Here is a 10,370-nt window from a genome sequence, read left to right as displayed (position 1 = left end):
CTCGTCGGCGGTGGCGGACCGGCCGCGCAGCGCGGCGGCGGCGACCCGGCCGGGGTCGGCGTCGGGCAGGTCGGCGGTCAGCTCGGTCAGGGTCCGCAGCAGCGCGGCACCGGGGCCGCCGCTCTCCTCGGGCACGTCGATCGCTGAGGCCGGATCGGCTGGCGCGATGGTCACGTGGGGCTCTCCCTCGCTCGGCACGGGGCCTCGAAGAGCGCAGGGGGCAGTACACGAGCGCACGCGGCGTCGCGTCCACCGGCCCATTCCGCGAGGCCCGGACGTCCACGCACCCGGACCGGACGGCCGGGCGCACTGTCGGCAGGTCCTCGGACTGACGCCCACGCACACGCGCACGCGGGCATGGGTACACCGTTGCGGGACAGTTCCGGATTCACACCGGATTCCCCTGCGGCGACAGCGAGCATGAGCATACATCTTGTGCCGGGTGCCGCCGACAACCCCATATGTTGTGTCGCGCTGGTGTCAGAGCGTCAACTCGTAGGTGATGAGCGTGATGTCGTCCAGCTCCGGCAGCGGGTTCCAGTCGCGCTCCGGGGTGCGGGTGAATCCCAGCCGCTCGTAGACGCGGTGGGCGGAGTGCATGGTGCGCTGGGTCGACAGCACGATCCGTACGCAGCCCGCGGTGGCCCGTGCCCGGTCGACGCAGGCACGCACCAGGGCCTCCCCGGCGCCCCTGCCCCGGCCCGCGCGGGCGACCGCGAGCATCCGGATCTCCGCCTCGCCCGGCCCCGCTGTGTCGGCCATGGGACCGGGGCCCGGCACGAAGGTCACCCCGCCCAGCACCGCCCCGTTCTCCACGGCGACCAGCACCTCGGCGGCGGCCGCCCGCTTCCCCACGTTCCGCAGCTCACCGAGGTACGCGTCGCTCTCCCCGAAGTCGAGCAGCCCGTCCAGCAGATAGGCCTGGGCGGTGATCTCGCCCAGTTCCGCGTGCTCGCCGGGCTCCACCGGCCGGATGACGATGTCCATGAGGGGAGTGTGCCGGACGGGTACGGCAACGGGCCGCCGGATTTCCCCGGCGGCCCGTCACCCCGCGCCGCGGACGTCAGTGCGCGCTGCCCGCCGTGGCCGGCGGAAGCTCCACCTGGACACCGGGGTCGCCCGCGTCCGCCGTGTAGTCCTGCGGCCTGGTCTCGTCGATGCCCTCGGGCGCCTTGACGGCCCTCATGACGAAGGTCAGGACGACCGTGACCAGGACGTTGAGCACGAACGCGGTGAGGCCGATGTAACCGATCTCGCCGATGCCCGGGATCTCCTTCGACGACCCGCCGAAGTGCTTCTGCGTCGGCGAGGCCACCCCGTACGCGGCGACCGTGCCGTAGATCATGCCGACCGCCCAGCCGCCGATCAGCGCCCAGCGGTGGAACCAGCGGGTGAACAGGCCGCCCACCAGTGCCGGGAAGGTCTGCAGGATCCAGATGCCGCCGAGGAGCTGGAAGTTGATCGCGACCGTCTTGTCCATGGTCAGGACGAAGGCCAGCGCGCCCACCTTCACCAGCAGGGACACCAGCTTGGAGACCTTGGTCTCCTGCGCGGGGGTGGCGTCAGGCTTGATGAAGTCCTTGTAGATGTTGCGGGTGAAGAGGTTCGCCGCCGCGATCGACATGATCGCCGCCGGCACCAGCGCGCCGATGCCGATCGCCGCGAAGGCCACGCCCGCGAACCAGTCCGGGAACATGTTCTCGAACAGCTGCGGAATGGCCAGCTGGCCGTTGCTGACCTTGACCCCGGCCGCGATCGCCATGAAGCCGAGCAGCGCCAGCAGGCCCAGCATCAGGGAGTACAGCGGCAGGATCGTGGTGTTGCGGCGGATCACCTCACGGCTGCGCGAGGACAGCGTCGCGGTGATCGAGTGCGGGTACATGAACAGCGCGAGTGCCGAGCCCAGTGCCAGCGTGGCGTACGTCCACTGGCTCGTCCCGGCCGGTACCAGGCCGCCCGCGCCCGCCTCGGTGAACTTGTCGTTCGCCGAGGCGAAGATCTCGTCGAAGCCGCCCAGCTTGATCGGGATGTAGATGATCGCCACCGCGATCACGATGTAGATCAGCGTGTCCTTGACGAACGCGATCAGCGCGGGGGCCCGCAGACCGGACGAGTACGTGTACGCCGCCAGCACGCCGAAGGCGATCAGCAGCGGCAGGTCCTTGATGAACCAGTTGGTGTCCTCGCCGCCGCCGACGCCCATCACGTCCAGCACGGCCTGGATGCCGACCAGCTGGAGCGCGATGTACGGCATCGTCGCCAGGATGCCGGTGACCGCGACGGCCAGCGACAGCCCCTTCGAGCCGAACCGGCCGCGCACGAAGTCGGACGTCGTGACGTAGCCGTGCTTGTGCGACACCGACCACAGCCGGGGCAGGAAGGTGAAGATCAGCGGGTACACCAGGATCGTGTACGGCACCGCGAAGAAGCCGGCCGCGCCCGCCGCGTAGATCGCCGCCGGTACGGCCACGAACGTGTACGCGGTGTACAGGTCGCCGCCGAGCAGGAACCAGGTGACCCAGGTCCCGAAGGACCGGCCGCCCAGGCCCCACTCGTCGAGGCTGTGCTCGTTCTCGGCCTTGCGCCAGCGCGCGGCCAGGAAGCCCATCGCCGTGACCAGCAGGAAGAAGAAGATGAAGACGGCGAGTGCCACGCCGTTCACGCCGTCGTTCACCGCGACGCACCGCCCTTCGCGGCCGAGCGGGCGCGCTGGTCACGCTGCCAGAGCTTGTACGCGATCATCGTCAGGGCGGTGGAGAGCAGCACCCACAGCATCTGGTACCAGTAGAAGAACGGGATGCCGATGAACAGCGGGTCGGTCTTCGCGTAGGACCCGACCCACAGCATGGCCACGAACGGTGCGACGAGACAGAGGGCGATGACGACGCGCACGGGCGTCACCACCGGCCCTCCGCTGGTTTCTGGGGCTTGTGACATCAGACGGTTCCCGTCCCCTCACTGATCACCGGCGGTAATGCGCGGAAATGTAGGTCAGGGCGCGGCGCGGTCGTAACCCCTCGTCCGCACAGCGGTACCCAGGCGCCGCTCAACCGAGAGGCAACAGCAACGAAAACCTTGTCAACCGCCCGCTTCGTCGGGTTTTGCGGGCCCGTTCAGGGCCCGTTCAGGGCCCGGTCCGAGACCGCTGCGAGACCGCCGCGAGCCTGCCGCGGGTTCAGTCCTGGGGGCGCTTCAGGCGCGCGACGAACTTGTACCGGTCGCCCCGGTACACCGACCGCACCCACTCCACCGGCTGCCCGTCCCGGTCCCGCGAGTGCCGGGACAGCATCAGCATCGGCAGACCGACGTCGGTGCCGAGCAGACCGGCCTCGCGCGGGGTGGCCAGGGACGTCTCGATGGTCTCCTCGGCCTCCGCGAGATGGACGTCGTACACCTCGGCGAGGGCGGTGTAGAGGGAGGTGTACTTCGCCAGGCTGCGGCGCAGCGCGGGGAAGCGCTTGGCGCTCAGGTGGGTGGTCTCGATGGCCATCGGCTCGCCGTTGGCCATGCGCAGCCGCTCGATGCGCAGCACCCGCCCGCCGGCCGTGATGTCGAGCAGCTCGGCGAGCCGGTCGTCGGCGGTGATGTAGCCGAGGTCCAGCAGCTGCGAGGTGGGCTCCAGGCCCTGGGCACGCATGTCCTCGGTGTACGACGTGAGCTGGAGCGCCTGGGAGACCTTGGGCTTGGCGACGAAGGTCCCCTTGCCCTGGATGCGTTCGAGGCGCCCCTCGACGACCAGCTCCGAGAGCGCCTGGCGCACGGTGGTGCGCGAGGTGTCGAACTCCGCCGCCAGGGTGCGCTCGGGCGGGACCGGAGTGCCGGGCGGCGCCGTCTCGGTCATGTCGAGCAGGTGCTTCTTCAGCCGGTAGTACTTAGGCACACGCGCGGTACGGACCGTGGTCCCACCCTCGTTCTCCGCACTGCTGACGTCGGTGCTCATGCTCTGCCTTCCCGGCTCCGGGTGCCGAAACGACCGACATCCCCATCGGCCGCGGCTGACATCGTGGCACGGCTCGGGCCGGGGGTGCGCCCCGCACGCTCCGTGATCCCCTTTGTATACCCCTGGGGCGGGGGCTGGTCCAGACCACGGGGGGTGGTCAGATCCCCTGCCACTCCGGCTTGTTGGCGTAGGTGTGCCGGAAGTAGTCGGCGAGCTTCAGCTTGGCGGCGGCGGCCTCGTCGACGACCACCGTGGCATGGGGGTGCAGCTGGAGCGCGGACGCCGGGCACACCGCCGCCACCGGCCCCTCGACGGTCGCGGCGACCGCGTCCGCCTTGCCCTCGCCGGTGGCGAGCAGGACCAGGTGGCGGGCCTCGAGGATGGTGCCGATGCCCTGGGTGATGACGTGGTGCGGGACCTGGTCGATGTCGCCGTCGAAGAAGCGGGCGTTGTCCACCCGGGTCTGCTCGGTCAGCGTCTTGATCCGGGTGCGGGAGGCGAGCGAGGAGCACGGCTCGTTGAACCCGATGTGCCCGTCCGTGCCGATCCCGAGCAGCTGGAGGTCCACGCCGCCGGCCCCGGCCAGCTCCCTGTCGTACGCCTCGCACGCGCCCTGCACGTCCTCGGCGGTGCCGTCGGGGCCCATGAAGGCGTCCATCCCGATCCCGAGCGGCTCCAGCACCTCGCGCCGCAGTACCGAGCGGTAGGACTCGGGGTGGTCGGCGGGCAGTCCCACGTACTCGTCGAGCTGGGCGATCCGTGCCCGGGAGGTGTCCACGGCACCGGAGTCCACCCGGGCCGCCAGCGCCTGGTAGACGGGCAGCGGCGTCGAACCGGTCGCCACGCCCAGCAGGGCGTCGGGCTTGCGTCGCAGGAGCTGTGCCATGGCCCCGGCGATGAGCTCGCCGCCCGCCTTGGCGTCCGCAACGATGACAACTTCCACGGTGAGCCTGCCGATCTTGAGAAGGACTCGACTGGGACCGGATCCGCGAGCACGGATCCGCAGGGTGGTGCAATGTGGTTTAGACCAATCTCAATCTAACAGAGCGGATGCGGTGGCCGCGCGCCGAAATTGCCCCGTCCGACCGGCCCCGCGCGGGAACCCCACGGGTTAGGCTGCGTGACGGACGCCCGTGCGGCACCGGTGGGATGAACGGCGTCCGACGCGATTGGTCCTACGCATTTACAGGGACAGTGGTCTAGTCCACAATGCGTAGCAGGGCACACCAAGCCTGCCTTCCCCGCACAGGAAGGCGGAACCGAGGAACCGGAGCTCTCTGCCCTGACTGCCCCGGCTCCTCGTCCTCGGCCGAACGGGACCGCACACCCCACGGCCGATGTTGCTCCGGGCTGCGGTGCCGGGAGGGTTGAGGGTCCCTCTCAGGCGCCGCGGCCCGCGGGTGTTTCAGGGCGCCGCAGACCGCCGGGTACGCTCGCTGACGTGCCCTCCATGAACGAACTCGTACGCCAGCACACCGCCCTCGACGACACCGATCTCGAGTGGCTCCATCTGCTGGTCTCGGAGTGGCAGCTGCTCTCCGACCTCTCCTTCGCCGACCTGGTCCTGTGGGTCCCCACCCGTGACGGCACCCGCTACGTCTCCGTCGCCCAGATGCGGCCCAACACCGGCCCGACCTCCTACCAGGACGACATGGTCGGCCACCTCGTCCCGCGCGGACGCCGCCCCATGCTGGACGCGGCCCTGGACGAGGGCCGGATCGTGCGCGAGGGGGACCCGGAGTGGCGCGAGGAGGTTCCCGTACGGGTCGAGTCCATCCCCGTACGGCGTGAGGGGCGCGTCCTCGGGGTCATCGCGCGCAACACCAACCTGCTCACCGTGCGCACCCCGAGCCGGCTGGAGCTCACCTACCTCCAGAGCGCCTCGGACCTCGCGCAGATGATCGCGGCCGGCTCCTTCCCGTTCGCGAACCAGCAGCTCGAGATGGACGCCTCGCCCCGCGTCGGTGACGGGCTGATCCGCCTCGACGCCGACGGCATCGTCCAGTACGCCTCCCCGAACGCCCTCTCCGCCTACCACCGGATGGGCCTGGCCGCCGACCTGGTGGGCCATCACCTCGGACAGACCACCGCCGAACTGGCCCCTTCCCGCGGTCCGGTGGACGAGGCGCTGGCCAAGGTCGCCAGCGGCTGGGCGCCGCGCGAGTTCGAGATCGAGGCGCACGACGGGGTGATCCAGTTCCGGGCGATCCCGCTCAAGCCGAAGGGGACGCGCATCGGCTCGCTGGTGCTGCTCCGTGACGTCACGGAACTTCGCCGCCGCGAACGCGAGTTGATCACCAAGGACGCGACCATCCGGGAGATCCACCACCGGGTGAAGAACAACCTCCAGACGGTGGCGGCGCTGCTGCGGTTGCAGGCACGGCGCATCGGGTCCGAGCGCGGCCGGGCGGCCCTGGAGGAGGCGGTGCGCCGGGTGGGGTCCATCGCGATCGTGCACGAGACGCTGTCCCAGAACCTGGACGAGCGCGTGGAGTTCGACGAGATCGCCGACCGCGTCCTCGCGATGGTCGCCGAGATCTCCCCGGGCAAGGTCACCGGCCGGCGCACGGGCCGCTTCGGCATACTCGACGCCGAGGTCGCCACCCCGCTGTCGATGGTGCTGACCGAGGTGCTGCAGAACGCCCTGGAGCACGGCTTCCGCGAGGGCGAGACCGGCACCGTCGAGGTGTCGGCGGTCCGCGGCGGCACCTCGAAGGAGACCCGCCTGCTGGTCACCGTGCAGGACGACGGCGTGGGTCTGCCCGAGGGCTTCGACCCGCACACCGCCGGCAACCTCGGTCTGCAGATCGTACGGACCCTGGTGGAGGGCGAGTTGGGCGGAACCTTCGACATGGTGCCGGCGCCGGAGCGGGGGACCAGGGTGATCCTGGACATCCCGGTGCAGTCGGACAAGTAGCTGGAGCGGACGGGCACGGATCTGCACGGGCCTGCACGGACGTGTGTGGACATGCGCGGACCCGTGTGGACATGCGCGGACGGCAAAGAGCCCCGGCCGCTGAAGGCGGCCGGGGCTCTTGCTCAACTGCGCGCTGCGGCTCGGGGCGGGAGATGCGTACGCGCCGTACGCGCCGCCAAGCTCAGGCTGTCAGCAGGGGTGGGTTGTCAGGCGGATGCCTGACGGGCCCGGTTGCGGGCGGCGCGGCGCTTCATCGCGCGACGCTCGTCCTCGCTGAGACCACCCCAGACGCCGCTGTCCTGACCGGACTCGAGTGCCCACTGCAGGCAGCTCTCGATCACCGGGCAGCGACGGCAGACGGCCTTGGCTTCCTCGATCTGCAGCAGCGCAGGACCGGTGTTGCCGATGGGGAAGAAGAGCTCGGGGTCTTCCTCGCGGCAAACGGCGTTGTGACGCCAGTCCATGGCTGCTACCTCTCCTGGGTATGTAATGCGATTGCTTGTGAATGTGAACGCTTTCACGAATCCCTCGACAAGGGAAGGGCCGACTGCCAGGTTCACTGGCGTCGTCCTTGGGTTTGAAGAGGGGTTCCGGTGATCTGTGGAGGCCGGTGTAGCGGGCCGTCCCGATCGCCAAGAAGAGACTCGCAAACCTCGGCGGCGGATACAACCCCTTCCGGAAAGTTTTTTTTGATTCTTCGGTGTCGACTAGGTCACAGCCGTACTTCCATGGGGTGGATCCTGGCCTAAACGTTCGACTGAAAGGACTTTGGCCCTTTCTGCTCACACAATCACACGCAGTGCACGGCGTACGCCTGTGAACGTCACGCTGGTTCGCAGCCCCAGGTGGTCACCGTCCATCTGGAGGGGCAGTGGCACCTTCGAATGCAAGGTGAAGCACGTCAGATCGTGCCGGGAGACCGCATGCCTGCCGCGGGGTCCGCGCTCCGGGGACGAAGTGAGCAACTGGGTGCCATACCGGGCAACCGCGGCGGTGGACAGCCGGCTCAGACCGAAGAGATCGAGGCCCGTATCGAACGAGGCCTTAGGTGACGCGTAGATCGGGCGATTGCCGAGAAACGTCCACGGCGAGGTGTTCGAGACTATGGAGAGCACCAGATCGGTGACCGGTTCCTCGCCCGGGTGCTCCAGGGTGATCACCCCGCGTCGCCGGTGCGGCTCGCCGAGCAGTTGACGGACCACCTGGCGCATGTACAGCGCGTGGGTCGACTTCCTGCCGCGCTCCCGCTGCTGCTCCACCCGGCCGACCACGCCGGCGTCGAAGCCCAGCCCCGCGTTGAAGGTGAACCAGCGGGCCGGTACGGCCTCGTCGTCCGAGCCCGGCGTGCCCGAGGTCAGGCCCAGGCCGACGGTGCGCTCGCGGCCCTCGCGCAGCGCGTCCAGCAGGACGCCGGTGGCCTCCACGGGCTGGTTCGGCAGGCCCAGGGCGCGGGCGAAGACATTGGTGGAGCCGCCGGGGACCACGGCGAGACCGGGCAGGTGCTCCGGGTCGGGCCCCGCGTGCAGCAGGCCGTTGACGACCTCGTTGACCGTGCCGTCCCCGCCGAGGGCCACCACCAGGTCGATGTCGTCGCTCTGTGCGGCCTGCCGGCCGAGGTCGCGCGCGTGTCCGCGGTACTCGGTGGTGACCGCCTCCAGCTTCATCTCGCTGGCGAGCGCGTGGATCAGCACATCGCGCGTGCGCGCACTGGTGGTGGTTGCCGCCGGGTTGACCACGAGAAGTGCACGCATGACGTGCAGGGTACCTACTGAGCGGTACCGGGCCCAGACCGAGTCGGGGCGGAAGGAGGAGACGGGGCGTGAACCTCGACACGGGGGCGCGCACGGCGAGGGCTACCCTTCAGGGGTGAGCAGTGAGCAGACCCCCACCACCGCCCCGGACGCCACCGGCCCCCGCCCGCGCCGTCTGACGTACGCCGCGGCGCTGGCCGCCCTGGAGGGGCTCGCGCTGGTGGCCGGCGGCGTGTGGATGTCGGTCCTCGCCCTCACCGGCGAGCCGGACGACCGTCAGCAGGCGATCACCGGCGGGGTGACGCTGATCGTGCTCGCGCTGCTCCCGCTGCTCGCCGCGCGGGGGCTGTTCGCCCGGCGGAGCTGGAGCCGCGGTCCCGCCGTCATCACGCAGATCATCGCGTTGCCGGTGGCCTACAACCTGCTGCGCTCCGACAGCGTGGCCATCCCCGCCGGAATCGCGCTCGCCGTCGTGTCCGTCACGGCGCTCGTCCTGCTGGTCAATCCCGAGACGACCCAGGCCCTCGGCATCCGGGGCCCCGGGAACGCCGAGAAGTAGCGCCCGCCCCGGCCCCTGCCGGGGTCGCGGGACCTGGCACGCACCCTCCCGAAGGGATCCCTCGGCGCGGCGTTGTCGTCGGTTGCCGACTCTCCCGCGCTCGGCCTCGTTCGAGCGGGACCCCGTGCGCGGGAGGGAGTCCCACGACCCCTGCCCGGCCCGGCTGCGAGGCGCCGTCACCCGGGGGCGGCCCGATCCGGAGGACGGGCCCCGGCGCGCCGGCGCCCGCGTCGGGTCACTCCTCCACGAGCAGCTTCTCCCGAAGCTGGGCCAGGGTGCGGGCCAGCAGCCGGGAGACGTGCATCTGCGAGATGCCGACCTCCTGCGCGATCTGCGACTGGGTCATGTTGCCGAAGAAGCGCAGCAGCAGGATCCGCTTCTCGCGCGGCGGAAGGTCCTCCAGCAGCGGCTTGAGCGACTCCCGGTACTCCACGCCCTCCAGCGCCTCGTCCTCGGCGCCGAGGGTGTCGGCGACCGCCGGGGACTCGTCGTCGGTGTCGGGGACGTCCAGGGACAGCGTGGAGTACGCGTTCGCGGACTCCAGGCCCTCCAGGACCTCCTCCTCGGAGATGGCCAGCTTCTCGGCCAGCTCGTGCACCGTGGGGGAGCGGCCGTGGAGCTGGGACAGCTCCGCCGTGGCCGTGGTGAGCGACAGCCGCAGCTCCTGCAGCCGGCGCGGCACCCGCACCGCCCAGCCCTTGTCGCGGAAGTGCCGCTTGATCTCACCGACGACCGTCGGGGTCGCGTACGTCGAGAACTCCACACCCCGGTCGGGGTCGAAGCGGTCGACCGACTTGATCAGGCCGATGGTGGCGACCTGGGTGAGGTCGTCCAGCGGCTCACCGCGGTTGCGGAAGCGGCGCGCGAGGTGCTCGACCAGCGGCAGATGCATGCGCACCAGGCGGTTGCGCAGCTCCGCGTACTCGGGAGTGCCGTCCTGCAGCGTGCGCAGCTCGAGGAACATGGCGCGCGCCCCGCTGCGGTCCTGCGGGTTGTGGTGCGCGTGCCCGCCCTGGGTGCCCGGAGCACCGGGGGTGCTCCGCGCCCCCCGGGCGGCGGGCGCCCGTGGCGCCTCGTCCTCGGCGTGTCGCTCGTGCTCGCTCATCGTCCCGCCCGTCGCCCTTCCCCGAGCGCTCGCCTCGTCCCCCGCTGCCGGCCTGGCTCTGGCGGGGGCACCCCCCTGGCCCGGAGCGACCCCGGCCG

The 10,370-nt window shown here is 70.6% G+C and carries 10 protein-coding genes and 1 riboswitch; of the genes, 2 read left to right on the top strand and 8 right to left on the bottom strand.

The window, feature by feature from the left end; genetic code table 11:
• Nucleotides 1–296: 296 nt before the first annotated feature.
• A riboswitch (cobalamin riboswitch) is annotated at nt 297–468 on the bottom strand.
• Nucleotides 469–480: 12 nt separating this feature from the next.
• The 5 genes from B7767_RS21755 to nagB form a co-directional block, all read right to left on the bottom strand.
• Nucleotides 481–987 carry a GNAT family N-acetyltransferase gene (locus B7767_RS21755; RefSeq protein ID WP_085573682.1) on the bottom strand — a complete coding sequence of 169 codons (507 nt, stop codon included), beginning with the start codon at nt 985–987 and terminating at the stop codon, nt 481–483.
• A gap of 76 nt (nt 988–1,063) precedes the next feature.
• The gene (gene mctP / locus B7767_RS21750) at nt 1,064–2,674 is read right to left on the bottom strand and encodes a monocarboxylate uptake permease MctP (RefSeq protein ID WP_085573681.1); all 1,611 of its coding nucleotides are present in this window, start codon (nt 2,672–2,674) and stop codon (nt 1,064–1,066) included.
• The gene (locus tag B7767_RS21745) at nt 2,671–2,937 is read right to left on the bottom strand and encodes a DUF3311 domain-containing protein (RefSeq protein WP_179167230.1); all 267 of its coding nucleotides are present in this window, start codon (nt 2,935–2,937) and stop codon (nt 2,671–2,673) included. Before B7767_RS21745 ends, mctP begins: the two co-directional genes overlap by 4 nt.
• A gap of 238 nt (nt 2,938–3,175) precedes the next feature.
• Nucleotides 3,176–3,940: a GntR family transcriptional regulator gene (locus B7767_RS21740; RefSeq protein WP_085573679.1), complete on the bottom strand. Its 765-nt coding sequence runs from the start codon at nt 3,938–3,940 to the stop codon at nt 3,176–3,178.
• 157 nt (nt 3,941–4,097) lie between these two features.
• A complete protein-coding gene (gene nagB / locus B7767_RS21735; protein WP_085573678.1) occupies nt 4,098–4,883 on the bottom strand; it encodes a glucosamine-6-phosphate deaminase in 786 nt (261 codons plus the stop codon).
• A gap of 507 nt (nt 4,884–5,390) precedes the next feature.
• Between nagB and B7767_RS21730 the strand changes: the two genes are divergently transcribed.
• A complete protein-coding gene (locus tag B7767_RS21730; RefSeq protein ID WP_085573677.1) occupies nt 5,391–6,857 on the top strand; it encodes a sensor histidine kinase in 1,467 nt (488 codons plus the stop codon).
• 206 nt (nt 6,858–7,063) lie between these two features.
• Here the strand turns inward: B7767_RS21730 and B7767_RS21725 are convergent, their stop codons facing one another.
• Together B7767_RS21725 and B7767_RS21720 are read right to left on the bottom strand one after the other, a co-directional pair.
• Nucleotides 7,064–7,321 (bottom strand): WhiB family transcriptional regulator, encoded by a 258-nt coding sequence (locus tag B7767_RS21725; protein WP_030219886.1) that lies wholly within the window; start codon nt 7,319–7,321, stop codon nt 7,064–7,066.
• 318 nt (nt 7,322–7,639) lie between these two features.
• Nucleotides 7,640–8,608 (bottom strand): diacylglycerol kinase family protein, encoded by a 969-nt coding sequence (locus tag B7767_RS21720; RefSeq protein ID WP_085573676.1) that lies wholly within the window; start codon nt 8,606–8,608, stop codon nt 7,640–7,642.
• A 115-nt stretch (nt 8,609–8,723) separates the two neighbouring features.
• Here B7767_RS21720 and B7767_RS21715 point away from each other — a divergent pair, with 115 nt between their 5' ends.
• Complete coding sequence (locus B7767_RS21715; RefSeq protein ID WP_085573675.1) at nt 8,724–9,167, top strand: hypothetical protein; 444 nt, start codon at nt 8,724–8,726, stop codon at nt 9,165–9,167.
• A 235-nt stretch (nt 9,168–9,402) separates the two neighbouring features.
• Here B7767_RS21715 and B7767_RS21710 read toward each other — a convergent pair.
• A partial coding sequence (locus B7767_RS21710; protein ID WP_107486248.1) for an RNA polymerase sigma factor SigF occupies nt 9,403–10,370 on the bottom strand: 968 nt, incomplete at its 5' end.

Origin of the sequence: Streptomyces sp. 13-12-16 (assembly GCF_002114215.1) — a bacterium.
Taxonomy (GTDB): domain Bacteria; phylum Actinomycetota; class Actinomycetes; order Streptomycetales; family Streptomycetaceae; genus Streptomyces.
The sequence above is the reverse complement of the archived record's forward strand: the minus strand, read 5'-3'. Positions and strand labels throughout refer to the sequence as shown.

Coding starts and splice junctions, on each gene's coding strand:
- B7767_RS21725 (WP_030219886.1), bottom strand. CDS start 7,321: ATGGACTGGCGTCACAACGCCGTTTGCCGCGAGGAAGACCCCGAGCTC.
- B7767_RS21730 (WP_085573677.1), top strand. CDS start 5,391: ATGAACGAACTCGTACGCCAGCACACCGCCCTCGACGACACCGATCTC.
- B7767_RS21720 (WP_085573676.1), bottom strand. CDS start 8,608: ATGCGTGCACTTCTCGTGGTCAACCCGGCGGCAACCACCACCAGTGCG.
- B7767_RS21745 (WP_179167230.1), bottom strand. CDS start 2,937: ATGTCACAAGCCCCAGAAACCAGCGGAGGGCCGGTGGTGACGCCCGTG.
- B7767_RS21740 (WP_085573679.1), bottom strand. CDS start 3,940: ATGAGCACCGACGTCAGCAGTGCGGAGAACGAGGGTGGGACCACGGTC.
- B7767_RS21755 (WP_085573682.1), bottom strand. CDS start 987: ATGGACATCGTCATCCGGCCGGTGGAGCCCGGCGAGCACGCGGAACTG.